We start from the raw sequence: 25,978 nt of genomic DNA on the forward strand, positions 1-25,978 counted from the left end.
GAAGGTGAAGAACGCGGCACGTAGCGTCGGCGAAGCACCACCACGGCGCCATCGAGCCCCCATTCTCCTTCGCGATCACCGCCCGCTGCCCGTGCACCCGGGCCCGCTGCGGCCGCTTCCACACCCCCCACGGCGTCGTGGAGACGCCCCGGTTCATGCCGGTGGGCACCGCCGCCAGCATCAAGGGAGTCACCACACCCCAGCTGGCCGAAACCGGCAGCCAGATGGTGCTGGCCAACACGTATCACCTGCACCTGCAACCGGGCGAGCAGGTGGTGGCCGAGGCCGGTGGGCTGCACCGTTTCATGGCCTGGGACGGGCCGCTGCTCACCGATTCAGGCGGCTTCCAGGTGTTCAGCCTCGGGGCGATCAACAAGATCGATGACAGCGGCGTGGTGTTCCGCTCCCCCCGGGACGGAGCCCGCATCCAGCTCACCCCCGAGCGGGCGATCGAGATCCAGATGGCCCTGGGCGCCGACGTGGCCATGGCCTTTGACCAATGCCCTCCCTATCCGGCCAGTGAAACCGAGGTGGCCGCGGCCTGCCGCCGCACCCACCACTGGCTGGAGCGCTGCCTGAGCACCCACAACCGAGCCGATCAGGCCCTGTTCGGCATCGCCCAGGGGGGCTGCTACCCGCACCTGCGCCAGGACTCCACCCGGGTGGTGGCGGCGATGGACCTGCCCGGCATCGCCGTGGGCGGGGTGAGCGTGGGCGAGCCGGCCGAGGAGATGCACCGGATCGTGCGGCTGGTGGCGCCGCTGCTGCCGGAAGCCAAGCCCCACTACCTGATGGGCGTGGGCAGCCTGCGGGAAATGGCGATCGCGGTGGCCCACGGCTTCGATCTGTTCGACTGCGTGCTGCCCACCCGGCTGGGGCGGCACGGCACCGCCCTGGTGGGAGGCGAGCGCTGGAATCTGCGCAATGCCCGCTTCCGCCACGACCACACCCCCCTCGATCCGAGCTGCAGCTGCCTGGCCTGCCGCCAGCACAGCCGCGCCTATCTGCACCACCTGATCCGGAGCGGCGAGATGCTGGGCCGCACGCTGCTCAGCCTGCACAACATCACCACCTTGATCCGCTTCACCTCCGCCATGGCAAAGGCGATCCAGGACGGTTGTTTTTCAGAGGATTTCGCTCCGTGGGAGCCGAATTCTCCGGCCGCACACACGTGGTAGGTTCCGACCACCACACTGTTTCAGGGATGGCTCTCTCCTCGCTGCTGGCCGGCTCCGCCCTCCACACCATGGCCCAGCTGCCCGAGGCCTACCAGGCGTTCGGTCCCCTGGTGGACATCCTGCCGATCATCCCCCTGTTCTTCCTGCTGCTCGCCTTTGTGTGGCAAGCCTCGGTGGGTTTCCGCTGAATCCTGTGGATTTCGGCTGATCGGCTGGGTTTGGGCTGACCCGCTGGGTTTCCGCTGATCCGGAGGCTCGCCGCCCCTCTGGCACCTGTCCTTTCGCCCCGGCGGTCGTGATCCCAACATCTCCTGGGACCTCCGGTGGCGTTCAGTACTGAGGCGGTCGCTTCACTCCATGGCGCAGCACGGCCCAGGCGAAGGCCGGCAGCGCCAGCATCCGCCGCCAGCGGCTCGGCTCCTGAATCAGCCGGTAGAGCCATTCGATGTGAAGCGCTCCCATCCACCGGGGTGCACGTGTCTTGACCCCGGCCCAGACATCAAAACTGCCGCCGACGCCCATCCAGAGGCCACCGCTGCGGCCTTGAAAGTGCTGGATCCAGGTTTCCTGGCGCGGTACCCCCAGGGCCACCAACACCAGATCCGGCCTGGCATCAAGCAGCTGCTGCTGCAGGCCCGGCCACGCTTCGGTGCTCTGAAACCCATGGACCGAAAAAGCCAGCTGCAGAGCCGGCAGGTCGCGGTGTAGCCGCTCTCGCAGCCGTTCCATCACCTCCGGGCTGGCGCCCACCAGGGCCACCCGCCAGCCGTGGGTGGAGGCGTGAACGAGCAGGCGGTAGGCCAGCTCGATGCCCGGGGCGCGGCGCACCCGCAAGCCCTGGCGCCCCAGCGCCCAGACCACACCGGCGCCATCGGGGATCACCAGCGTCGCCGCCTCGATCGCCGCCCCCAGCTGCGGATCCGCCAGGGCCGCCATCGTCATCTCGGCGTTGAGGGTGACGATCTGGCCGCCGCCCCGCGGCAGCAGCGCCAGGGCCGCCTCAAACACATCCGGGCACACATCCACCGGCACGTCCAGCACCCGGGTGCGGCGGGGATCGGTCGCCTTCGCTGCCATGGGCCGGGTTCGCTGCGCGAGAGAATCTATGGCTCAACCCTGAAACCCACCTGTGGGGATTCAGAGGCGGCACCCGCTGAGGGCCCAGCATGACGATCTCCAGCGCCTCCTCCGACCGGCTCCTGATGCCGGAGCCCCTGCCGCCGGACGCGAACGGCGAGGAGACCAGCCTCGAGGCTCTGGCCTTTCTCGAAGAACTGGATCAGCAGATCGAACAGGTGGTGCTGCGGCGGCAGCATCCGATCACCGGATTGCTGCCGGCCAGCACCGCCCACACGGTGCACGGCAACTACGGCGATGCCTGGGTGCGCGATTGCGTTTATTCGATCCAATGCGTCTGGGGACTGGCCCTGGCCCACCAGCGCCTGCACGGCAGCACCCGCCGCGGCCACGAACTCCAGCAGCGGGTGCTGCAGCTGATGCGCGGCCTGCTGAACGTGATGCTGCGGCAAGCGGCAAAAGTGGAGCGCTTCAAGACCAGCCTCGACCGGCTTGACGCCATCCACGCCAAGTTCGATACCAACAGCGGTGAGCCGGTGGTGCCGGACGACGGCTGGGGCCATCTGCAGCTCGACGCCACCGCCCTGTTCCTGCTGCAGCTGGCCCAGCTGACCCGCTCCGGCCTGGTGATCGTGCAGACCAGCCACGAGCGCGATTTCATCCAGAACCTGGTGTATTACGTGGCACGGGCCTACCGCGTGGCCGACTACGGCATCTGGGAGCGGGGTGACAAGGGGAATCACGGCCTGCCGGAACGGAACGCCAGCTCGATCGGCCTGGTCAAGGCGGCCCTCGAAGCCCTGGAGGATCTCGATCTGTACGGCCCCCACGGCGACGGCAGCTGCTGCCTCACCATTCCCCACGATGCGATCGTGCGCCTGCGCCAGGCGCTGCTCAACCTGCTGCCGCGCGAATCCGCCAGCAAGGAGGCCGACAGCGCCTGCCTGTCGGTGATCGGCTACCCCGCCTGGGCGGTGGAGGATCCAGACCTGGTGGAACGGACCCGCCACCGCATCCGCCGCGATCTGGGCGGCGCCTACGGCTACAAGCGCTTCCGCCGCGACGGCCATCAGACGGTGGTGGAAGACGTGACCCGCCTGCACTACGAACGGGAGGAGCTGGCCCAGTTCGAACACATCGAATCCGAGTGGCCCCTGTTCCTCGCCTACGAGCTGGTCACGGCCTGCTGCGAAGGCCGCTGGGAAGAGGCCCGCAGCTGGCGTGAGCGCCTGCGGGCCGTGAGCGTGGAGGTGGACGGGGTGCTGCTGCTGCCGGAGCTGTACCTGGTGCCGGAGCAGGCGATCGAGGCCGAACGGGCCATTCCCGGCAGCCAGGAACGCGAACCGAACGAGAATGTGCCCCTGCTCTGGACCCAGAGCCTCACCTGGCTGGGAGACCTGCTGCTGCACGGGCTGATCACCCCCGCCGACCTCGACCCCAGCGGCCGCCGTCAGCCGCAGCAGCTCGGAGCCGATCGAGTGCTGGTCAGCCTGGTGCCGGCCGACGCCACGATTGCGACCGCGCTCGAGCAGGCGGGCCTGCCGATCACCCGCAGCAACGAGAGCGTGCAGGTGGGCAGCTCCCGGGAGCTGGGCCGCCAGCTGGCGGCGGTGGGTGCCAACCCGCAGCTGGGGCTGAGCGGCCATCCACCGGTGCGGATCGAGACCATGGCCACGGCCCGGCTCTACCGGCAGGCCGGCGCGCTGCACGCCTACCTGCCGGCCGTGCTGGAGGAGGGCACCTTCTACCTGGCCGACGATCCCGAGCAGCTGGCCGATGCGGTGTGCAGCGAGCTGCGGCTGCTGCAGCGCAACTGGCGCAGCCAGCGGTTGCCGCTGCTGCTGGTACCCGTCGCCGCCGGCCCCTTCCATCGCGACCCGGAGGCCTTCCTGCGGCTGGGACGCGCCCTCCAGTCCGGTGAGATCGAGGGGGTTCCGGTGCAGCTGGCTCCCCTGGAGACCGTGCTGGACCAGCTCAACCTGGTGGAGCTCCCCGCCGATCTCCCCGCCCCCCTGGCACCGGCGCCCCCGAGCCAGCTGCCGCTGCGGGCCAGCACCAGCCAGAAGCCGCTCACCGCCCAGCAGGAGCAGGAGCTGGAACTGCAGCAGACGCCGATCTCCAGCCTGGCGGAGCGTCTCTGGGCCAGCACCTCCCTGGAGGAGCAGAGTGAGGTGCTGGAGCAGCTGGTACGGCGGCTCGGCAATCACGCGGTGCTGCAGGGGCCTGGCCGCGGCGCCCCCCTGCGGTTGCCCCTGCTGGTGGATGAGGTGTACCGACGGGCCCTGGCCGAGGGCAACTGGAATGTGGTGCGCCGATGCGCCGGCGTGATGGGGCTGGTGCACCCCCAGCTCGAAGATGCCCTCACCGACCTGCTGGTGCGGCAGAAGCAACTGGTGGTGGGGCGCAACTACACCCACGACTCCCTGATCACCGAACCAGCCAGCAGCCTGGTGATCGGCGAGCGGATCCGCCGCTACAGCGGCGACGACGGCCGCGAATGGATGCTGCAGCAGGAACTGCTGCTCGCCCTCGACGGGCTGGCACGGCTGGAGCCGACCCTGCTGAGCGGCAGCCTCACCCTGCAGCTGGGCCAGCTGCTGCTGCTGCTCACCGGCGAGCTGGCCACGGAACACGAGCTCAGCCAGAGCGATGCCTTCGAGGCGCTCTGCAGCCTGCCGCCCCACGGCCTGCGTCGCCGCCTGCGGGACCTGCTGGCCGATGTGGAGCACGCCCGCGCCTCCCTGCAACGCAAGGAACACCTGCATGTTCGGGGCCGGGTGCGCTGGGAAGTGCCCGATCCGCTCGAGGAGCTGCCCAAGGGCGGAAGCTGGTTGCAGCACCGCCAGCGGATGGGCACCCTGCAGCGGGTGCCGCGCGATTTCTATGCCGGCATCTGGGATCTGCTGCACCACTGCGACGGCCTGGTGATTGGCGACAAGCTGGAGCGCCGCAACCGGCTGGAAAGCGCCCCGCTGCTGAGTGAAAAGACCCCCGGCGAACGCAACTTCGCCACCCTGGTCGAACACCTGCTCAGCAAGATCGAGGCCTCCGAGTACCGGCGCCTCTGCATCGAGACCCTGATCACCCTGATGGCCTTTGTGGGGGCCAACCCCCAGGTTCACTTCGACGACGACCTCGCCCTCGACGTGGTGATCGGCCATGCGGTGCGCGTCGGCTGGCAGCAGAACCATCCCGATGTGCCGGCCACGGACTACGGCCTGCACAAGGCTGATGCCTGGGATCGCTTCTACAACGCCTCGCCGGCCGCCTGCCGACGCTGGCAACTGCAGGCCCTGCGGGAGCTCACCGAAGCGGAGCAGCCGGCTGAAGCCAGACAGCCGGCCTGAGGATCAGATCGGTGCATCCAGCGCCATGCAGAGGTTGGGCTGCTCAACGCACTGCTCGATCAGGTCGGCGAGCTGCAGGGCACGGGAAGCCTGAAGGCCATCGACTGCTGGGATTTCCACGCCTCGCACGCATTGGAGAAAGTGCTCGAGTTCGGCGTAGAGCGGTTCAATCGAGGTGGTGCTCACCTCCTCGATGAAGCCATCGTTCCGATACACCAGCTCGCCGTGGTCGGCGCTCACCGAGCCGTGGGACCGGCGATAGATGCGCAGGTTGTGGTTGAGGAAGTCGGTCTCCATCAGGCTGCAGCGGCAGTGAGCGCTGAGGCTGCGGATCTTGCGATGGGCCATCTTGCTGGCGGTGAGGCTGGCCACCACGCCATTGGCGAAGCCGAGGGTGGCGTTGACGTAGTCGATCGGGCCATCGGCGCTGCGCCCCCCGGCAGCCGCCAGACGCACCACGGGAGCCCCGGCCAGTTCCAGCACCAGGTCGATGTCGTGGATCATCAGATCCAGCACCACCGACACATCATTGGCCCGATCGGCGTTGGGACTGTGGCGGCGGGCCTCCAGCACCACCACCTCCTCGTCGGCCACCACCTTGAGCAATTCGCGGAAGGCGGGGTTGAAGCGCTCGATGTGCCCCACCTGCAGCAGGCGGGTCGTGGCGGAGGCTGCCTGGATCAGCTCAGCCGCCTCCTCCTGGCTGGCGGCGATCGGCTTCTCGATCAGCACGTGCAGCCCCGCCTCCAGGCAGGTGAGACCGACCCGGTGGTGCAACAGGGTGGGAACGGCGATGCACACCGCCTCCACGTGCTCGATCATGTCGGCGTAATCCGCGAACCAGCGGCAGCCGAACTGCTCCACAGCGAGCTGTCCGCGGGCCTCATCGGGATCGGCCACCCCCACCAGCTCGGCGTCGCGCAGCAGGCTGAGCACGCGGGCGTGATGCCAGCCCATGTTGCCGATGCCGATCACACCAACCTTGACGGGCTTCATGTCGGCAGGCCTCACCACAGCGGGATCATCGCAGCGCGACCGGGCCCCCGGGCCCCGGGAGAGCAGACGGTGCGCGATCTGCAGGGATTCACGAGGATCTGACAGGCATCGAGTCCTCAGCCGGGGCGCTGGTTGATCCGCACCCGATCGATGCGCGGGCCATCCATGGTGACCACGGTGAACTGGTAGCCCTTCCAACCCAGACCTTCCCCGGGGGATGGAATGTGCTGGAGCCGCTCCAGCAGGAAGCCCGCCAGGGTGTGATGCCCCTCCGCCTCGGGCAGTCGCAGCCCCAGCTGGCGATTGAGCTCGAAGATCTCCAGGTCTCCCGCCACCGACCAGGAGTCGTCCTGGAGCTGCATCAGGTCGTTGGCATCGGCCTGGGATCCGTCCTCCTCTCCCACGATCTCGCCGGTGAGATCGGCGACGGTGACCAGCCCCTCGGTGCCGCCGTGCTCATCCACCACCACCAGCAGCGGATGGCCGCTGCGGATCAGCGGCAGCAAGTCAGCCAGGGAGGCACTTTCCTGGACCAGCTGCACGGGCACCACGAAGGGATCCAGCCGCGAATCGGGCTGCAGCAGCCCTCGGGCGATCGGTTCAGCGAGGCGCCGCAGATCGAGCATTCCATGGACGTCGTCGAGCGACTGGCCGATCACCGGGAAGCGGGCGTGGTGGGTGGCATGCACCGCGTCCATCATCTCGGCGAAGGTGACGCCCACCGGCAGGGTCTCCATGCCGGAGCGGGGCACCATCACCTCCCGCACCAGCGTGTCCCGCAGGGAGAACACACCCTCGAGGATGTTGCGCTCATCGGGCTGCAGACCGGTGACGCTGCCGCTCTCGATCAGGGTCTCGAGCTCCCCTGCCGACAGCACCGGCACCAGCTCATCCCAGTTGCGGGGCAGGCCGAACAGGCGCAGCAGCAGGCCTCCCAGGCGCTCGATCAGGAGCAGCAGCGGCCCCAGGGTGCGGTTCACCGATTCGAGCAACGGCGCCAGGCGAAGGGCGGAAAGCTCGGGCTGATGCAGCACCCAGGCCTTCGGCACCAGGCCGCCCAGAAGGGTGGCCAGAAGCACCAGCACCAGAAACACCAAGGCCAGAAGCCAGGGCCGCAGCTCCGGCGCGGCGGCGGCGAAGGGCCGCATCCCATCCACGAGATCGCGGCCGGTCCAGCCCAGGGCCACCAGGGCCAGAGCCGTGCCGAGCTGGGTGGCGACCAGCGCCCGGCGCAACCGGTGCTGCAGACGCGCCACGGCAGCGGCGCCCGGTTCACCGGCCTCCACCAGCTGCTGCACCCGACTGGGCCGCAGACGGATCAGGGCCAGCTCCCCGGCAGCAAAAAAGGCCAGCAATGCCAGGAGGATGGCCAGGGCCAGAAACCGCATGGAAGGGGCGTTTAGGTGGAGGCTAGGTCCGTCGGTGCAACCTGATCCATGGGAGTGGCCCCGGATCTGGGGGCCGTCTGGTTGTCCGCCAGGCGCTTGAGGGCGAGGCGATCCACCTTGCCGGTGGCGTTGAGCGGCAGGTCGTCGAGCACCACGATCTGCTCAGGGGCTTTGTAGCCGATGCGATCTCGGGCAAAGCCGATCAGCTCCCGCTCCAGGGCCTGCCGATCCGCAACGGGGCCGCGCAGGCAGATGTAGGCGCGCACGTCTTCGCCGTGCACCAGATCGTGGATCCCCACCACGCCCGCGCCAGCCACGGCGGGGTGCTCGAGCAGCACGTCCTCCACGTCCTGGGGGCAGATGTTGGAGCTGTCGTGCACGATGATCTGCTTGCGGCGGCCGTCGAACCAGAGGTAGCCGTCGGCGTCGGCCTGCATCACGTCGCCGCTGGCCAGCCAGCCGTCGACCAGCACGGCGGCGGTGGCCTCGGGATTGTTCCAGTAGCCGCTCATGCAGCCGTCGGTGCGGATCCAGAGGTCGCCGGCTTCTCCCGGGGCGCAGGAGCTGCCATCGGGCCGGCGCAGGTCCATCGCCACGCCTGGACCGGGCCTGCCCAGGGAGCCCGGCCGCAGGGCCTGACCGGGTGGATTGAGGATGACCATGCCCACCTCGCTCATGCCGTAGAGCTCGTTCACCGGGAAGCCGGCCACGGCGCGGAACTCCGTCTGCAGCTCCGACGGGATGTGATCCCCGCCGGACACGCACAACCGCAGGCTGGCGAAATCGGCGGGCCGGATCGCCGGATCGCGCACCAGGGCGAACAGGGCCGCCGGCAGCAGCTTCAGCACCGTGGGGTTGGTCTGCTCGAGCAGCCAGCGGATCTCTTCGCTGTCGCTGCTGCGGGCGAGCACCACGGTGCTGCCCGCCAGCAGGGCGGCCAGGGCACTGGTGGAGCCACCGATGTGGGCCATGGAGGTGCCGGCCAGGTAGTTGTCGTCTGGCGTGAAGCCCAGCCCCTGGGCGGTGCTGGAGAGCACGGCGGCGAGGCTGCGGCGGCTGTGGGTGACGCCCTTGGGCCGGGCCGTGCTGCCGGAGGTGAAGTAGAGGATGGCCGGGTCGTCGTCGTGGTGCTCCGTGGGATCCGCCAGGCCTGCCCCAGCAACCTCCGGCGGCAGGCCAGCCGGCGAAGGGAGCAGCAGATCCTCGAAGCAACGGGGCGGCCGACTCAGGCCTTCCACCACCAGCGGCTCGCCACCGCAACCTCGACCGCCAACGAGTCCAGCCGACTCAGCGCCATAGATCAGGGTGCCCAGGGGCAGGGCAGCGGCCTGGGCACTGGCGGCCACATCGGCGAGCCGCTCGGCATGGAACAGCAGCAGCCGGGCGCCGCTGAGCTCGAGGGCGTAATCGAGCTCCGCCGGCGTGTAGCGGTAGTTCAGAGGGGTGGCCACCAGGCCGGCCCGCAGACAGGCCAGCAGATGCAGCATCACCGCCAGCCGGTTCGGCAGCAGCGACGCGACCCGGTCGCCGCGCTGCAGGCCGAGGCGGAGGTAGTGGCCGGCCAGGTGGGCGCTGCGGTTGTCGAGCTCCTGCCAGCCGATCACCCCCCGCCGGCTGATCAGGGCCGGCCGCCTGGGATCAGGGTGCTGGAGCCCGCGGTGCAGCAACTGCTCCAGCGGGGTGTGGCAGGCCAGGGGCGGACCCTGCAGAACGGAGGAGGAGGTCACGGCGGCTGGGCACGGCGCTTCAGGGATCCTGGCGCCGCAGGGTCCCCTGACCCTGGAGGTTGAGGTTGTCGATCCGCACGCTGGTGGCACGGCCGCCGGGTCCGGGCGCAAAGACCACGGCGCTGGCCCCGTCGGCGTTCTCACCGGTGGGCTGATAGCGGAAGGTGTCGCCGCTGACGTGCTCCAGGGCAAAGGGCCGGCGGGCAGGGCCGAGCTCCAGCACCAGGTTGCTGCCTGCGCCAGCAGCACCACCAGGCGCCACACCGCTGCCCGCCAGGCGCACCACCGCGGTACCCACGTAATCGTTGGCGTAGCTGCCGGTGTACGCCGCAGGCGGCCGCGCCGGTTGCGGGCGCTGGGGGATCACCACCGCTGGAAGGGCCTGCCACCGCTCCCCCTGCTGCCTATGCAGCACGGCCCGGTTGGGCTGGGCCAGCCAGTCGGCATGGCGGGAGCTGGTGCGGTCCATGCCGAGGGGCCGATAGAGCCGCTCGGCGGAGATCTCCTCCCAGGAGCGGCCGGTGCTGCGGGCCGCGGCCTCCGCCGCTGCGGTGAAGCCGAGGTTGGTGTAGGCGTAGCTGGCGCGGAAGCGGTTGTCCAGGGGCAGGAACCGCAGGCGCTCGATCACGGCGATCCGGCCGAAGCCGATGTCTTCGAGGTCGTCGCCGGCATGGTCGGGCAGGCCGCTGCGATGGCTGAACAGATCCCGCAGGGTCACCGAATCGGCGATGGCCGGCGGGCCGAGCCGCAGCTCCGGCACATAGCGCCGCACGGGCGTATCCCAGGCGAGCGGCCCGTCTCCCACGAGGGCCGCCACCACGGTGGTGGCCAACGGCTTGGAGAGGGAGGCGAGCTGGAACACGGTGTCGGCATCCACCGGATCGGGCCGGTCCACCTGGCGCCGCCCGAAGCCCTTGGCGACCACCACCTCGCCATCGGCTACCACGGCGACCGCCAGGCCCGGCACGCCGGTGCGCCGCAGCGTGTCGGCCGCGAGGGTGTCGAGGCGGGCCAAGGCGGCCACCAGGCGCGCCTGGGCTTGCGCTTGCACCTGCGCTTCCGCTGCGGGCGCTGCGGCCAGCGGCCCCACCAGGACGACCAGCCCCAGCAAACCCCCCAGCCGCCGCAGCGCAGCCAGGCCACCGTCCAACGCCTCAGACCACCTGGCGATCGGAGCGACGGCCCCTGAGACCGCAGCTGACGCGCCGTGGAGCCGCCAAGCGGGACGAGGGAGTGCGGGCATGGAACGCTCCTGCAACCTGGGGCCTTCCCGGCAAGCTAGGCAGGGCAACAACCCGGCGCCCATGGCCTCCGATCCAGCACAACTGATTCGCCAGCTGGAGCTGCAACCCCATCCGGAGGGGGGCTGGTACCGGGAACTGCACCGCTCCGCCGTGGGGGTGGTGCGGCAGGACGACGGCCAGCCGCGGGCCGGCCTCACCCTGATCGCCTTCCTGCTGCAGGCGGGCGAATCGAGCCGCTGGCACCGGGTCCGCCAGGCCGATGAGCTCTGGTATCACGGCGGCGGCGCACCGCTCGACCTGCTGCGCCTGCCACCCCAGGGCGGCGGCACCGAGCACCTGCGGCTCGGCCCCCTCGATCCAGCAGACCCCCAGCAGCAGCCTGTGCAGCTGATCCCGGCCGACTGGTGGCAGGCGGCGCGCAGCCTGGGGGCCTGGAGCCTCAGTTACTGCAGCGTGGGACCGGGATTCGACTTCGCCGACTTCGACCTCCTGGCTGATCTGCCGCTGGCCGAGCGCCCCGATGGCGCCGATCCGGCCCTGATCTGAGTGACGGCAACAACTCCAAGCCAGCCTCGGAAACCCTGCATAAGCTTCTTGCAGGGATCGGATGCAGTCGTTGGGATCAAAGCAGAGATCTGAACCCAAGGAGCACCCAACTTCGTCCGAGCAGCCAGCCGATCCAACCTCGCCCGAGCAGCCAGCCGAGCCAACCGCGTCCCAACAGCCAGCCAACCCACCTGATCGGCCGGGCTCGTCGCCCACACCTGGCGCTTCAGAGACCGCTGACCCGCCAGAAGCAGCTGGATCCCCAGGCGCCACCGACGCCACAGAGCCCCAACCCGCGCCAGCCGACGACGAGATTGCCTATGTGGTGGGCCTGGGCGCCTCCGCCGGCGGCCTCGAAGCGCTGCAGGAGCTGGTGAGACACCTGCTGGTGGGCGGGGGCGTGAGCTACGTGGTGGCCCAGCACCTCGCCCCCGACCACCGCAGCCTGCTGGTGGATCTGGTGTCTCATACCACCAGCCTCAAGGTGGTCGCGGCCGTGGACGGCATGCCGCTGCAGGCCGGAACGATGGCCATCTGCCCCCCGAACCACGACGTGGCGGTGGAGAAGAATCGGTTGGTTGTCACCGAGCCGCTGCCGCGCTTCGGTCCCAGCCCCAGCGTGGACCTGCTCTTCGAATCCCTGGCCGAGCACTGGGGGGAGCGGGCCGTGGGGGTGGTGCTCTCCGGCACCGGCTCCGATGGCGCCCGCGGGCTGCGGGCGGTGCGGGCCGCCGGCGGGCTCACCCTGGTGCAGACCCTGGACAACGCCCGCTTCGACGGCATGCCGCGGGCCGCCATCTCCCTCGGTGGCGCCGAGCTGGTGCTCAGCGCCACCGAGATCGGCCAGCGCCTCGCCGCCCTGGTGAGCAGCGGCGCCGACTGGATCGGCCGCGCCCTGCCGGAGCCGGAGCCTGTGATGCTCTCCACCATCAGCCGGCAGCTGAAGCACGCCATCGGCATCGACTTCTCCCTCTACAAGGAATCGACCCTGCGCCGGCAGGTCCGGCGGCGCATGGCGATCCGGCAGGTGAGCTCGATCGAGGATTACCTCCCTCTGCTGGGCTCCGATCCTGTTGAGGCGCACGCCCTGGCGGAAAACCTCCTGGTCACGGTGACGGCGTTTTTCCGGGACCCCGCCGCCTTCACCGAGCTCGGCCGTCAGCTGCGGCAGTACCTCGCCAAGCAGGTGGACAACTATCCACTGCGCGTCTGGGTGCCGGGCTGCGCCACCGGGGAAGAGGTGTATTCCATCGCCATGGTGGTGAGCCAGGTGCTGGATCATCCCGCCGATCTGTCACGCCATCTGAAGATCTTCGGTACGGATCTCGACGAGGCGAGCCTCTCGATCGCCCGCCGGGCCACCTATCCGGTCTCGGCCGCCAAGGCGATCCCGGAGGACCTCTGCCAGCGGTTCGTGACCCTCGCCAACGGCGAGATGGGGCTGAGCGAAACGCTGCGCGAATGCGCCGTGTTCGCCCGTCACAACGTGGGGGAAGATCCGCCCTTCCCGCGGCTGGACCTGATCTCCTGCCGCAACACGCTGATCTATTTCACGACCCCCCTGCGGGATCGGGTGCTGAGCCTGTTTCGCTACGGCCTGCTGCCCGACGGCCTGCTGTTTCTGGGGGGCTCCGAATCGCTCAGCAGCCGCACGCCGGGATTTGGGGTGGCCAGCGCTGAACAGCACCTCTATGTCCGCACCCTGGAAGGAGAAAGCCCGACGCGGCTGCTGCCGCCGTTAGCCAGCAGAGCCCAGCCTCGGGTATTGACGGCGTTCAGCGGGGCGGCGGGCAACCGGGTCGCGATCATGCGCGAGAACGTGCCGGAGCAGCACGTCACCCTGCTGGAGGCCCTGATCCGCCAGCTGTGCCACCCCTGCCTCATCCTCGACGAACACCACGACCTGGTGGAGGTGCAGGGGAACGTGACCCCCTACTGCCGTCTGCCAGAGGGCCAGGTCACCTCCGCCGCCAGCTCCTACCTGAGGCCGGAGCTGCAGGCCGAAGCGCGGGCCCTGTTCCTGATCGTCCGCGCCGACGGCATGCCGGTGATGGGCCAGCCGCTGCAGCTGGAGGGACTGGAGGGCAAGGTGCGCCTTGAAGCCCGGCCCCTGACGGCGGGTGATCGCAACCTCACGATTCTGAGCTTCATCGCGGTCAATCCCAGCGACAGCAACACCGCCAGCACCACGGCTCCGCTGCCGAGCCGCCTGATCGAACGGGACACCAGCTTCGATCAGGAGGTGGAGCGGCTGGAGAAGGAGCTGCTCAGCAGCCAGGACTCGCTGCGCCGCTCCCTGTGCGAACTGGAAAGCGCCAACGAGGAGCTGGAGGCCTCCTCCGAGGAACTGCAGGCGTCGTCGGAGGAGCTGCAATCCTCCAATGAGGAGCTGGAGGCCTCCAACGAGGAACTGCAGGCCACCAATGAGGCCCTGGGGATCCTCAACCAGCAGCTGCGATCCCGCACCGATGAACTGCAGGCGCTGAACGGCGACATGGAGAACATCCAGTCGTCATTGAGCCAGGGGATGGTGATCGTGGACGAGAATCTGCGCGTCACCCGCTTCACCCCGCTGGCCGTTCGGGTGTTCGCCCTGGTGGACAGCGATATCGGCCAGATGCTGCCCGGTGTGCCCACCACGGTGGACCTGCCGAACCTGCGGGAGGCCCTGGAGCGGGTGATCCGGGGAGGCGTCAGGGAGGCGATTGAGGCCCGAGGCGACGGCATCGCCTACCTGGCCCAGATCCTCCCCTATCAGGACCACCGCGGCGACCGCCATGGCGCCATCGTGACGCTCACCGATGTCACGGAGCTGGTGAGTCTGCGCCAGAACGCCGAATCAGCGCTGCAGGACTTCACCCAGCTCGCCGATGCCCTGCAGGAGGCGGTGTGGAAGAGAGCCCGCAATATGAAGGAGATTGTCTATGTCAGCCAGCGCATGCAGAGCCTCAGCGGCTGGAGCTTGGCCGAGCTTCTCGAGCAGCCTGAACTCCTGGATGAGGCGATCGATCCAGCCGACCGCGACCGCGTCAACCAGGCCAGGCAAGCGGCCGATGCGTGGAACGTTCGCTATCAGCTGATCCGTCGCGATGGCCAGCCCATCTGGGTGCTGGAGACGGCCAAGGTGATCAGCGACACCTTCGTGGTGGGCACCCTGGCCGACATCAGCGAACAGCACGCCACCGAAGAACGGGCCCATGACATGTCCGCGATCTTCGAAGCGGTGTTCCAGACCCAGGCCTTCGGTGTGGCCATCCTCGATGACCAGTATCGGGTGGTGATGGGCAACGAGGCACTCTGCAATCTGGTGAACCTGGATTCCACCTTGATCCAGGGCATTCCGATCGGCCTGATCGCCGCGGCGGGGTTCGAGCAGGAGATCGTCTCCGCCGCAGCAGACGTGCTCAGTGGCAACGACCGTGCCGCCACCCGGACCCTGCAACTCAAGGGCAAGGATGGCCACACCCCCTGGGTGACGGCCGAGGTGCGGCGGCTGCCGCGACCGATCGCCAAGGCCGTGGTTCTGGTGATCCTGCAGGATGTGACCAGCCTGCGGGAATCGACCCTGCAGCTGGAGCAGATGGCCCGCTTTGATGGCGCGACCGGACTGCTCAACCGACTCAGCTTCTCGGAGGCCCTCGATCGCGAGATCGCCAGGGCCTCCCGGGAGACTCTGCCCCTGGCCCTGGCCTGGGTGGATCTGGATCACTTCAAGGACATCAACGACCAATACGGCCATGCCGCTGGCGATGAGGTGCTGTGCGCGATCGGCAAGCGCCTGCAGAAAGAAATCCGCGGCGGCAGGGATTACGTGGGCCGGCTGGGCGGCGATGAATTTGGCGTGATCATCGCCGGCTACAGCGACCATCACGAACTCGATGCCATCCTGGAACGGCTGATGCTGGAATTGAGGCATCCGATTCAGGCGGCGGATGTGGAACTCAAGGTGGGCACCAGTGTGGGGGTGGCGATCTACGGCAAAGACGCCACCACGGTGGACGACTTTCTGCGTGCCGCCGATGCGGCGATGTATGGAATCAAGAGCCAGGGCGGCAACACCTTTCAATACTTCACCGATTCAATGAATGCCGCCGCCGAGCAGCGGCGCCTGCTGCGGCGCGCGCTGGCGGAGGCAATCGCCGCAGAGTCGTTTGAGCTGTATTTCCAGCCGATCGTGGCGGCCAAAGAGGGAACGCTCTGGGGGGTGGAAGCGCTGATTCGCTGGCACCGCGACGGGCAGGTGGTGCATGCGGACGACTTCATCGCGTTCGCCGAGCAGAGCGGTCTGATCCGCGAGCTCGGGCCCCTCACCCTGCGCCTGCTGCGGGCCGATCTGGAGCGCCTCAGCGCCACCGGCCGCAGCGATCTGTCGGTGAGCCTGAACATGTCGGTGAAGCAGCTGGAAGATCCCCAGCTCGCCTCCCTGCTGCAGAGCTGGCCCGCGGTCCACGGCCTCCAGGGCCTTGTGGTGGAAGTGGTGGAATCCATCCTGCTGCCCGACAACAGCGCGGCCCTGAAGGTGGTGCATGGCCTGATCGATCACGGCGCCGCCATTTCGATCGACGACTACGGCACCGGCTATTCCAACCTCAGGCTGCTGAAGACACTGGAGCCCGCCTTCATCAAGCTGGATCGCTCCCTGCTGCTGCTCAGCCTCGAGGATGATCGCGGCAGGCAATTGATGCGATCCGCCATCGAAATGGCCCATGGCCTCGGGGCCGCCGTGGTGGTGGAAGGCATCAGTGACACAAGCATGGCCACCTTCTGCCAGGAGCTGGGGGCGGATTACCTGCAGGGCTTCGCGATCGCCAGACCCATGCCCCTGCCGGAACTGCTGGGCTGGCTGGAGTCAGCCACTGGGCCGTCGGCCTAGACCCAGCCGCCCCATCGGGATCAGCTGCGCCGGGCGGCACAGGCATCCTTCACCAGCTGTCTTTCGAAATCAACCTGAGGAGCCTGCCAGCCCCTCCAGACGCCATTGGCGCCGGCCACGTTGATCTTGCCCACCGAGCAGTTCACCGACAGATGGATGGTCTGCCCCTTGGAATTGATGGTGGGCGCCACCACACTGCCCCCCATCGAGGTCCAGCTGGACCAGTCGACCCGCAGGGGGCCGTAGAGGCGCCACTCCGGTTGACGGGCACCCAGGCCCGGCAGCTCCGCCTTGGACGCGGTGGGGGGCTGGGTCTTCGCCCGGGAGCCGGCTGGCTGCACCACCAGCGGCACTGGCACCGGGCGGGCCTTGGCTGCCGCAACGGTCTCGGCTGCGGAGACGGCCGCCAGGGCCAGGCTGAGTGCCGAGACCCTGATCCCACACCGGATCCCGCGCCTGATCCAGACGTTAAGGCCGGTCTGGAGGGTCGGGAGTTGCGGCGGCATCACGGACGAATTGCAGGCGGCGCCATCAACGCCAGGGTGAGTCCCGCAGGCCGCCGCGTCAATCGGCAAGGGGCAGCAGCACCGACCAAGGCCGAATCCTGAGGGACGAACCCGCTCAGCGGGAGCCTTCGTCGAGCAGGCGTTCGATCTGATCGAGGGCTGCATCGAGGGGCCTGAGGGCCTCGGCCATCGCCGCATCGGTGGCCTGGCTGGAGGGCCATTGGCGATCCACCTGGCGGCGCAGATGCCGCAGGCCGCCATCGATCTGCTCAAGGCGGGTGGAGAGGGCGACCAACCGGGCTTCGCGCTCGTCCATCCCCTGTTCGGCCGCCTCCAGGTTGCGGCGCAACTGCTCCACCAGCCGTTGGCGCTCCAGCCGCAGGGGGCCGGCCTCCTCGCGGCGCAGGGCTGTCTCCTCCTGCCTGAGGCGCCGCTGCAGGTCTTCGGCGCTGAGCAGCACGCCGCCACCGGATTCGAGCAGGGGACGGCGCTGCTCGATCCGCTCCGGCAGGCTCTGCAGCCGCTCGCAGCAGAGCTGGACCAGGCCCAGGGCCTCCAGGTGAGCCGCATCCTGAAAGCGCGCCATCGCCTCGCCACCCACCAGCGCCGCCTGCCCCGCCAGCTCCCGGCAGCGCGCCAGCGCTGCATCGATCCGCAGCCGCAGGCGGGCATCCAGCAGGCGGCTGCCGCGATGGCGCCGCCGATGCCGCAGGGTGGCCAGGCCCCAGCCGAACAGCGCCGCCACCGCCAGGGCCGGTGCCAGGGGCAGCAGACCGAGCCGCACCAGCAGCACCAGTGCCACTGAGGCGATGGCCACGGCCGCGGGATCGTCGAGGGGATTGGGCAGAAGGGCAGAGCGGGTCACGGGGGCATCCAGGCTCAGAAGGCCATCTGCAGATCCTCCATCCGGCGCAGGATGCTCTCGGGATTGCCCTGGGTGAACTCGCCGCCGTTGCTCTCAGCGATCTGGCGCAGCACGTCAGCGTCGAAATCACCGGGGTTGCCGTAGCCGATCGTGAACACACCGATGCGCTCGTCGCCGCCGAAACCGCTGCGCTTCAGCTCGGCCTTGAGGGCGTCGAGGCCGAGGCGCGAGCCCTGGTCACGCCCATCGGTGAGCACCACCACCGCCAGGATCTCGCCGGGCTTGTGGCTGCGGCGCAGCCAGTCGCGGGCACCGGACACGGCATCGTGCAGGCGGGTGCCGCCATCGGCCACCAGCCCGGCCACAAAGGCCTGGCCCTTGGCGGCATCAGCCGGACCGCCACGGATCACCACCGGCTCCGGCAGGCGATTGTCGAAGTCGAACAGACCCACGGTGTCGCGCGGGCCGATGGCGGCCAGGTAGGCCTGCAGGCTGCGCTGGGCGGAGGGCAGTTTCTCGCCGCTCATCGAGCCGGAGCTGTCCACCACCAGGGCCACCCGCGAGGGTTTCTTGACCAGATCCCGCCAGGTGCGGATCATCGCCTCCACCACCGCCGGGCGCGGCGCCCGCAGGGAGTCGTAGACCGCCCGCGGATCGGCGCCATAGGCCGCCACCACCCGGGAGGCCGGCACGGCCGGATTGGCGGGACGCAACCCCTGATCCGCCGCCAGCTTCTGGATCTCCGGGCTCTGGAGCCGCTCGATCAGCAGCTCTGCCGCCGCCTTCTCCTGGGGCGACACCCAGGGCGCGTTCGGCAGGATCGCCCGCATGGTGCTGGCGTAGGTGGCGGCCGGGTACACGGCCTGCAGCACCTCCTCGCTGCCGCTGCGTCGGCTGTTCACCCCCACCACCGACGACTCATAGACCGAGGCCACCGACGCCCAGAAGGGGCCGTTGCGCTGCATCGCCCGGCCAGTTCATCGGTGGAGCTGCCGTAGCGGGTGATGTGCCGCTGGATCGCCGCCACACCGGCGGCATGGCGGCTCACGTCCGCCAGGGTGAGTGCTTCAGGGGGCTTGCCGGCCACCTCCGCGAACATCGCCACCAGGGTCTGCAGGCCGGAATTGGAGCGGGTCGGCGCCGTGTGCACGAAGCGGATCAGCTGCGACGGCCCCGCCGGATCCAGCTGGCGGTGGTCGGTGCTGCGGGCCAGGGCCTGGTAGGGATCGGAGCGCTGCAGTCCCTTCGCCAGGGCCGGGGTGGTCATGAACACCATCGGACTGCTGGCCAGGGCCGGGGCATCGGCCGGAGCCGGAATCAGATCGCGGCTGGGGGCCAGCTGCTGCAGCCGGTAGCGCAGCAGCTCCTGGTAGATCTCGCCATCCACCGAGAGCAGCACCGGGATCGACGGGTCATCGGCCGGAGCACCGCCCTGCAGCACGGCCCGGGCGTGGCGCTCGATCTCGCTCACCACATCACCGCTGCCGGCGGCGCGGCAGCGCAACTGCACCCGGGTGCCGTCGTCGAGCCGGGGCGGCTGGCGGGCGATGGCGGCGGCGGCCTGCTCGCAGAAGCCGCCCAGGGCGCTGCCCACCAGCATCGGGATGGCGATCTCCTGCCCCGGCCCGCTGCCGCAGCCCGCCAGGGGAGCCAGCAGCAGCAGAGCGGCGGCGGTACAACGGTGGCGGTGGCGGTGGCGGTGGCGGTGGCGGTGGCGGTGGCAGTAGGGGCGGCGGCGGACCACACCGCAGGGCACCAGGCTGGAGAAGCGCATCGAATCCCGGCCCGTTGCCCCCCATTCTGCTGCGGAATTCTGCTGCAGACTGACCGGGCATCTCCGGATCAGCCGGTGAGTCGTCTGAGCCGACGCCGCTTCCTCTCCCTGGGCATCGGCGCTGTGGCGGTGCTGCTGGCTGCCGCCCCGGTGCCGGGTCTGCGGCGTCCCTTGCTGGTGGTGGTGGGATCGGAGCTGGAGGCCTCGCTGCGGCAGATCGAACCGCTGTTCGAGACGCGCCATGGCGACATCGACCTGCGCTGGCGGGTGCTGGGTGCCCAGGACATGATCAACGCCAGCATCGATGGCGGCCCGGAGCGCCCGCGGGTGCTGATCCCCTCGAACCGCGACCAGCTCGAGAGCTACGCCGGGGCGGTGCAGGCCCGGGGCGAAGGACCGGCCTTCCGCGGCAGCCCGCAGCCGATCGCCCGCACGCTGCTGGTGGCGGTGGCCTGGCCGGAACGGGCCAAGCGGCTGTTCCCCGATGGCCGGTTCTCCTGGGAGCGGCTGCGGGCTGCCGCGCGGGCCGGTCGCTGGCAGGCGATCGGCGGTCCGCCCGCCTGGGGCAGCATCGATCTGCGCATGACCGATCCGCTCCGCTCCAACTCGGGCCAGCTCACCCTGGCGCTCTGGGCCCGCGACCAACCGGGCAGCGAGGCGGTGGCGCTGCTGAAGCGGGCCATCTACCGGCCGGCGCGCTCCACCGACATCCTGCTGAGCGAGTTCGTCAGTGGCGGACCCAACCAGGGGGATCTCGCCTTTGTGTACGAGGCCCCGGCCCTGCAGCGCCAGGGCGAAGCCGAGGGGCGCTGGCCGGGGGGCTACCGGATGCTGTTTCCCGATCCCACCATGGAGACGGTGCTGGCCGCAGGCGTGCGCCGGGGCGAAGGCCAGGGGCGGGAAGCCGACGGCAGCCGCTTCGTGGCGTTTCTTCTGGGCGCCGAGGGTCGTGCCGTGCTGAACCGCCATGGCTTCCGGGATGCGGCCGGTCAGGGCGGCAGCCCCGCCGGCGATCGGGTGCGCCGCCTGCCGCCCCCCTCCCCCGGAGCCCTCGAAGACCTGCTGCGCCAGTGGCAGAGCGTTCCATGACCAGCCTCCCCTCCGGCACCAGCACCCCTGCCGCCCCCACCCTGCGGATCGCCTTCTTCGGGCTGGGGGCGGTGGGCTCCTCCCTGCTGATCTGCCTGGCGGAGCTGGCCGAGCGGGATGGCGTGGAGCTGGAGTTCCTGGTGGTGGTGCTGAACACGGAGCTGGCCCGCGATGCGCTGTTCCACGCCGAGCGCCTGTTCGATCGGATCGACTTCCTGGAGGTGAGCGATTTCGCGCCGGTCTTTGCCCTGGCAGGCGATCACGCCGCCCGCTTCGCCGGCATCGACCTGCTGGTCAATGCCGCCAACCCGATCTTCAACCTGCCAATGCTGGAGCTGGGCCTGCGGCTGGGCGCCCACACCGTGGATCTGGCCTCGGACATGTACGACGCCGAGACCGAGCGCAGCCTCACCTTTGCGCAATACGGGCTGGATCACGCCTTCCGCGCCGCCAACCGGGCCGCCCTGATCAATCTGGGCATCTCGCCGGGGGTGACCAATTTCCTGGTCGGTCTGCGTCTGCACGAGCTGCGCTCCGCCCGGCGCCGGGATCTGCGGATCGAGAGCGTGGATCTCTATCTGCTCGAAGACATCGACGCCGACGAGATCGTCTTCTCCTGGTCGCCGCTGGTGGCCCTGGAGGAACTGGCGGCGCGGCCTCGCCTGCTGCGGGATGGGCGCCTGCAGGTGCTGGAGCCGTTCAGCGCCGCGCGCGAGCACAGCTTTCCCCATGAGGTGACAGCCACCCGGCAGTACCCGCTCTATCAGGAGGAACTGCTGTCGCTGCATCGCTCCTTCCCCGAGATCGACTCGATCGGCATCTACACCGGTGGGTCGGAAGTGGAGCTGGTCAAGGCCCTGTTCAAGCTGAATCTGCTGTCGAAACGCACCCTGCCGCAGCAGAGCGAACTCACCGTGGAAGCGATGGTGCGCGCCATCCTGCCGGGCATGAACAAACCGCGGCGGATCGAGGATTATCTGCGCGAGGGGGTGATTCGCCGGGCCCACTTCGCCGCTTCCGCCGAAATCCGCTACACCGAAAATGTGCGCAACGATCGCCAGAGCACGATCGAAACTGTTGGGGTGAGCTATCTCCGCTACCGCGGTTTACTCAACAGCCCCTATGCCGGTGCCACCTACATCTCCTATCCCACCGCCGTGGGGGCCGCGATCCTCACCTGGCATGCCCTGGCCTTCCTGCGGGAAGACGGCGGCGAGCTCCGCGGTGTGATCACCGGCGAAGACCTGGCCGAGCGGTTGCCCCGCCCCCGCGCCGATGCGATCCGCCGCGATCTGGTGGCCTGGGACATCGACCTGTTCGAAAGTGTGCGCGACGCCACACCGGTCTGAGCCAATTCTCACCCCACTGACGCGACCCTGGAATCCTGCCTAGGCTGATGGATCGGACTTTTCGGTAAGAACGCTTGACCCATGGCCCCGCGACGGCTCCAGTTCTGAGCTCCCCCCTGCCGCCAGCGCAGACGCCGCCGGCCAAGCCAAGCGCACACGCCACGGGCATCACCAGGGCCGACTTCGAGCTCAAGCCCTTCATGACGCCCTCCAACTGGATCGCCAGCTGGCAGATCCTCAACACCCTGGTGCCACTTGGCCTGCTCTGGTGGGTGGCGGTGTGGAGCCTGCAGCAGGCGCCGTTGCTGCTGCTGCCGGTGATCGCCCTGATGGTGCTGCTGCTGGCCCGCTGCTTCTCGCTGATGCACGACTGCGGCCACAACGCCCTGTTCCGCAGCCGCAGGGTGAACCGCGCCGTTGGTTTTCTGCTCGGCATCGTCTGCGGCATCCCGCAGCTGCCCTGGTCGCGCGGCCATGCCTTTCACCACCGGCACAACGGCAACTGGGAGCGCTATCAGGGGCCGTCGGCCCTGATCACCACCGAGGCCTACGGCGCGCTCAGTCCGTCGCAGCAGCGCTGGTATGGCCGGATTCGCCAGCCGCTGATGCTGTTTCCCGGCGGGTTCTTCTATCTGGTGATCAAGCCCCGCGTGGCCCTGCTGCTGGGTCTGCTGGATGTCGCCCGTCAGGGGTCGACCCGGCACTGGCACAGCCCCGAGGAATGCCGCGATCTGGCCCTCAACAACCTGGCGGTGGTCGGCCTGTGGGTCGGCATGGGCTGGTGGATCGGCGCCGGGCCCTTCTGGCTGATCTATTCACCGGTGATGGCCTGCGCCGCCGCCATCTTCATCTGCATCTTCTTCGTGCAGCACAACTTCCCGGGCTCCTATGCCCATGCCAGCGAGGGCTGGAGCGAAATGGCCGGCTGCCTGGAAGGCACGAGCGATCTGGACCTGCCGGCCCTGTTCAACTGGTTCTCGGCAGACATCGGCTGCCACGCCATCCACCACCTCAGCTCCGCCATCCCCAACTACCGGCTGCGGGCCTGCCAGCAACGCAATCAGCATCTGCTCAACGGCGTCAGGCGCCTGCGGCTGGGCGACATCCCCATCTGCTTCGACTACATCCTCTGGGATCCGGCTGCTGAGCGGCTGGCCACCGTGCCCGCCCCTGCCCAGTGAAGCCACGGCGCAGACGCGTTTTTGTGACAGCCCGATGCAGACCTCGATCGGCACCCACGATGCGTCCTCAGCGGTAGCAGGATGACCCCATAGAAAATCCCAGCGATTCCCGTCGGGTGTTAGAGGGCAAGTGCGTTCGGAACCAGCGTTACCAGCGACACGCAACCACCGCCTGCTCTGGATCCTGGCGCTGGCCATGGCGGCCATCTTCCCGCTGGATCTGCTCACGCCGCGCACCTTCCCGCTGCTGCCCTACTACTTCGTGGTGGTGGTGCTCTCGGCCAGTTTCGCCACGCCGCGCCAGATGGCCCCCCTGATCGCGGAGGCCTACGTGCTGGCGATCGGCTCGGGCTATTACTGGGGTTTCTTCCCCTCGATCGATTTCGTCATCCGGCTGCTGGGCCTCTCGGGCGTGGCGCTGATGGCCGTGAGACTCTCGGCCCAGCGCTGCCAGACGCTGGCCAGACTGCAACGCAGTGAAGAGACCCTGCGCCTCACCCTCGACAACACCTCCGTCGGTATCGCCCTGGCCAATGCCGACGGACAGCTGACTCGGGTGAATCCGGCTCTGTGCAGGATGTTCGGTCGCGATGCCGACACCCTGGAAAACCACAACTGGAGAGAGCTCACCCATCCAGACGACATCCAGCTCGAGCTCCCCCTGTTTGAGGAGCTGGTTGCCAATCGGCGCAGCAGCTATCGACTCCGAAAGCGTTTTCTGAAGGCCGACAGCACAGCTGGCTGGATCGATCTGAGCGTGGCTTGCGTTCGCCGGAGCGAGGGAGGCGTGGACTTCTGCATCGGCGAGGCGATCGACATCACCCGGCAGGTCGAAGCTGAGCTGGCCGAGGCTCGCTCCGAAGAGCAGATGCGCATCAGCATCGAGGCGGCCAGGGTGGGGGTGGCGATCTGCAGCCCTGGCACCGGCCAGTTCCTGATGTTGAGTCCAGCGCTCTGCTGCCTGCTGGGCCAGGACGAGGCCGCCTTGAAGTCCATAGGCCTGCTCCAGGCCCTTCGGATCGTTGATCCCACCGCCGAAGCCGAACAGGAGCCTGAGGCGGCGGCGGCTCAGGACACGGATCCCATGGCACAGGTGGCCGCTGTGTTGGCCGGGGAACAGAGCCTCTGCCAGATGCGCCTGCGCCTGACCCGACCCGACCGCTCGGTGATCTGGGGAGATCTGCAGGTGAGCAGCCTGAAGAGCTCCGAGGGAACGGTGGAGCAGGTGCTGGTGGAGCTGATCGACATCTCCGAGCTCAAGGCCAAGACCGACTACCTCCAGGCCGCTGCAGCGGCAGGGGTGGTGGGCATCTGGGACTGGGACGTGCCCAGAAACGTCCTCCACTGGGACCCGGTGATGTACCGGCTCTATGGCCGTAGTCCCAGCGACTTTGCTGGCGCCTATGAAGTCTGGGCCGATGCGGTTCATCCGCAGGACAAGGCCGCTACGGAGGCAGCTGTCCAATCAGCCCTGCGGGGTGAGTCTGTCTATGCAGCCCAGTTTCGGGTGATCTGGCCCGATGGCTCTGTCCACCACCTCAAGTCGGCCTCCCACACAGGGCCGCCTGAAAGTCCGTCCAGCTTGCCCTTGGCGCCCCTGCCGCGGCCTGGTTTGCTCGCGGGACCAGCCCCTCAGCAATGCCCCAGACCGCTGCTCCCGCTGTTGATTTCAACGCCGATGCCGACCTGATCAGCTTCCTCAAGGCCATCCCCGATGGCCGTTACCGCCGCGGGGTGCGCTACCCGCAGTGGTACCTGCTGCTGGTGGCGGTGCTTGGGATCCTCAGCGACTGCCGCAGCTCCCGCGATCTGGAGGCGTTCGCCAGGCGGCACCGGGAGGTGTTGAACCAGGCCCTGGGGCTGAATTTCAAGCGCTGGCCTTCGGACGCCACCTTCCTCTACCTGTTCAACAAGGCGCACCTGCAGCAGTTCGGCGAGGTGCTCCAGGCCTGGATGATCAGCCATATCCCAGGCGGTACAACGGCTGTGGAGCAGTTGGTGTGCGATGGCAAGACCCTGAAGGGTTCAGCCATCGAGACCGATGACGGCAACCACCGCTTTGTCGCCCAGGTGACGGTCTACGCCCGAGCCCTCGGTGTCGCCTTGGCTCAGAAGGCCTACGACACCCATGAATCGAGCGAGCGAGCAGCGCTCAAAGAGCTGCTGAGCACGATGGATTTAGAGGGCAAGCTGATCCAGGCGGATGCCCTGCACACGACGCAGGCGTTTTTCGCTGGTGCCTCGAGCAGGGAGCCGACGTCGCCCTGACCGTCAAAACGAATCAGCCCAGGCTCCATCGGCAGATCAGCCGCCAGTTCGAGGGAAAACGTCGGATCCCTTTCACTGCAACGGATCAGGAGAAACGCCATGGGCGTGACACGCGCTGGGAGCTCAGGGCCAAGGAAGCCCCCGATCACATCAAGGAAGCCTGGCCGGGCAGCGCCTGGATCGTGGAGCTGATCACCACGACCACCAAGCGCAACGGCAAGCACAGTGTCACCAGGCACTTGTTCATCACGACCGTTCGCACAGCTCCAGAAGGCCTGCTGCGCCTGATCCGGCAACGCTGGAGCATTGAAAACGAATGGCACTGGGCCCGCGACACCCAGCTCGGTGAGGACGCCCACCGCTATACCCATCGCATCGGTGCACCGGTGTTTGCGTTCCTGCGGACCGTGGTCATGAACCTGCTGCGGCGCGGCGGCTACCGCTCGATCCGACGGGGGCTCCGGGAACTGGCTTACGACATCAGAGGGATGCTGGCGTTGGGCGGGGTTCAGCTCGCGGGAGCGAGGTTGGAGTGACTTTCAGGCAACCCTGGCCTCCCACACCAGCTTC

20 protein-coding genes are annotated in these 25,978 nt (G+C 68.7%); 11 read left to right on the forward strand and 9 right to left on the reverse strand.

Going from position 1 to position 25,978, the window contains the following annotated elements:
- Positions 1-50: 50 nt before the first annotated feature.
- Positions 51-1,178, forward strand: coding sequence for a tRNA guanosine(34) transglycosylase Tgt (tgt, locus tag H8F26_RS02995; RefSeq protein WP_370594729.1), 1,128 nt, complete (start codon positions 51-53; stop codon positions 1,176-1,178).
- 26 nt (positions 1,179-1,204) lie between these two features.
- Positions 1,205-1,366 carry a photosystem II reaction center protein K gene (locus H8F26_RS03000; RefSeq protein ID WP_370594667.1) on the forward strand — a complete coding sequence of 54 codons (162 nt, stop codon included), beginning with the start codon at positions 1,205-1,207 and terminating at the stop codon, positions 1,364-1,366.
- 142 nt (positions 1,367-1,508) lie between these two features.
- Here H8F26_RS03000 and H8F26_RS03005 read toward each other — a convergent pair whose 3' ends face one another.
- Positions 1,509-2,255 carry a WecB/TagA/CpsF family glycosyltransferase gene (locus H8F26_RS03005; RefSeq protein WP_197157362.1) on the reverse strand — a complete coding sequence of 249 codons (747 nt, stop codon included), beginning with the start codon at positions 2,253-2,255 and terminating at the stop codon, positions 1,509-1,511.
- Positions 2,256-2,344: 89 nt separating this feature from the next.
- Here H8F26_RS03005 and H8F26_RS03010 point away from each other — a divergent pair, with 89 nt between their 5' ends.
- Positions 2,345-5,602, forward strand: coding sequence for a glycoside hydrolase family 15 protein (locus H8F26_RS03010; RefSeq protein ID WP_231605429.1), 3,258 nt, complete (start codon positions 2,345-2,347; stop codon positions 5,600-5,602).
- 3 nt (positions 5,603-5,605) lie between these two features.
- Here H8F26_RS03010 and H8F26_RS03015 read toward each other — a convergent pair whose 3' ends face one another.
- The 4 genes from H8F26_RS03015 to H8F26_RS03030 form a co-directional block, all read right to left on the reverse strand.
- Positions 5,606-6,598 (reverse strand): Gfo/Idh/MocA family protein, encoded by a 993-nt coding sequence (locus H8F26_RS03015; protein WP_197157363.1) that lies wholly within the window; start codon positions 6,596-6,598, stop codon positions 5,606-5,608.
- 116 nt (positions 6,599-6,714) lie between these two features.
- Complete coding sequence (locus H8F26_RS03020) at positions 6,715-7,986, reverse strand: hemolysin family protein (RefSeq protein WP_197157365.1); 1,272 nt, start codon at positions 7,984-7,986, stop codon at positions 6,715-6,717.
- An 11-nt stretch (positions 7,987-7,997) separates the two neighbouring features.
- On the reverse strand, positions 7,998-9,713 hold the full coding sequence (locus H8F26_RS03025) for a class I adenylate-forming enzyme family protein (protein ID WP_231605430.1): 1,716 nt from the start codon (positions 9,711-9,713) through the stop codon (positions 7,998-8,000).
- 19 nt (positions 9,714-9,732) lie between these two features.
- Positions 9,733-10,863: a serine hydrolase gene (locus H8F26_RS03030; protein WP_231605431.1), complete on the reverse strand. Its 1,131-nt coding sequence runs from the start codon at positions 10,861-10,863 to the stop codon at positions 9,733-9,735.
- 154 nt (positions 10,864-11,017) lie between these two features.
- Here H8F26_RS03030 and H8F26_RS03035 point away from each other — a divergent pair, with 154 nt between their 5' ends.
- A complete protein-coding gene (locus H8F26_RS03035; RefSeq protein ID WP_197157369.1) occupies positions 11,018-11,503 on the forward strand; it encodes a cupin domain-containing protein in 486 nt (161 codons plus the stop codon).
- Positions 11,504-11,825: 322 nt separating this feature from the next.
- Entirely contained in the window at positions 11,826-16,376 is a 4,551-nt protein-coding gene (locus tag H8F26_RS03040; RefSeq protein WP_231605432.1) for an EAL domain-containing protein, read from the forward strand.
- 20 nt (positions 16,377-16,396) lie between these two features.
- Here H8F26_RS03040 and H8F26_RS03045 read toward each other — a convergent pair whose 3' ends face one another.
- The 4 genes from H8F26_RS03045 to H8F26_RS03060 all read right to left on the reverse strand — a co-directional run bounded on the left by H8F26_RS03045 (position 16,397) and on the right by H8F26_RS03060 (position 19,521).
- A complete protein-coding gene (locus H8F26_RS03045) occupies positions 16,397-16,882 on the reverse strand; it encodes a hypothetical protein (protein ID WP_197157373.1) in 486 nt (161 codons plus the stop codon).
- Positions 16,883-16,997: 115 nt separating this feature from the next.
- A complete protein-coding gene (locus tag H8F26_RS03050) occupies positions 16,998-17,747 on the reverse strand; it encodes a hypothetical protein (RefSeq protein WP_197157375.1) in 750 nt (249 codons plus the stop codon).
- Positions 17,748-17,761: 14 nt separating this feature from the next.
- Positions 17,762-18,712 carry a VWA domain-containing protein gene (locus tag H8F26_RS03055; RefSeq protein WP_197157376.1) on the reverse strand — a complete coding sequence of 317 codons (951 nt, stop codon included), beginning with the start codon at positions 18,710-18,712 and terminating at the stop codon, positions 17,762-17,764.
- Entirely contained in the window at positions 18,646-19,521 is an 876-nt protein-coding gene (locus H8F26_RS03060; RefSeq protein WP_197157378.1) for a substrate-binding domain-containing protein, read from the reverse strand. The genes H8F26_RS03055 and H8F26_RS03060 overlap by 67 nt, the downstream gene beginning before the upstream one ends.
- 75 nt (positions 19,522-19,596) lie before the next feature.
- Between H8F26_RS03060 and H8F26_RS03065 the strand changes: the two genes are divergently transcribed.
- The 6 genes from H8F26_RS03065 to H8F26_RS19810 all read left to right on the forward strand — a co-directional run bounded on the left by H8F26_RS03065 (position 19,597) and on the right by H8F26_RS19810 (position 25,944).
- Positions 19,597-20,610: a substrate-binding domain-containing protein gene (locus H8F26_RS03065; protein ID WP_197157380.1), complete on the forward strand. Its 1,014-nt coding sequence runs from the start codon at positions 19,597-19,599 to the stop codon at positions 20,608-20,610.
- Positions 20,607-21,959 carry a hypothetical protein gene (locus H8F26_RS03070; protein WP_197157381.1) on the forward strand — a complete coding sequence of 451 codons (1,353 nt, stop codon included), beginning with the start codon at positions 20,607-20,609 and terminating at the stop codon, positions 21,957-21,959. Before H8F26_RS03065 ends, H8F26_RS03070 begins: the two co-directional genes overlap by 4 nt.
- Positions 21,960-22,033: 74 nt before the next feature.
- Positions 22,034-23,140 carry a fatty acid desaturase gene (locus H8F26_RS03075; protein WP_231598171.1) on the forward strand — a complete coding sequence of 369 codons (1,107 nt, stop codon included), beginning with the start codon at positions 22,034-22,036 and terminating at the stop codon, positions 23,138-23,140.
- Between the two features lie 130 nt (positions 23,141-23,270).
- Positions 23,271-24,830 (forward strand): PAS domain-containing protein, encoded by a 1,560-nt coding sequence (locus H8F26_RS03080; protein ID WP_197157382.1) that lies wholly within the window; start codon positions 23,271-23,273, stop codon positions 24,828-24,830.
- The gene (locus H8F26_RS19805) at positions 24,779-25,408 is read left to right on the forward strand and encodes an ISAs1 family transposase (RefSeq protein WP_197154053.1); all 630 of its coding nucleotides are present in this window, start codon (positions 24,779-24,781) and stop codon (positions 25,406-25,408) included. Before H8F26_RS03080 ends, H8F26_RS19805 begins: the two co-directional genes overlap by 52 nt.
- The gene (locus H8F26_RS19810; protein WP_197158914.1) at positions 25,405-25,944 is read left to right on the forward strand and encodes an ISAs1 family transposase; all 540 of its coding nucleotides are present in this window, start codon (positions 25,405-25,407) and stop codon (positions 25,942-25,944) included. The genes H8F26_RS19805 and H8F26_RS19810 overlap by 4 nt, the downstream gene beginning before the upstream one ends.
- Positions 25,945-25,978: the final 34 nt, after the last annotated feature.

Origin of the sequence: Synechococcus sp. CBW1006 (genome assembly GCF_015840525.1) — a bacterium.
In the GTDB taxonomy this organism is placed as follows: Bacteria; Cyanobacteriota; Cyanobacteriia; order PCC-6307; family Cyanobiaceae; genus CBW1002.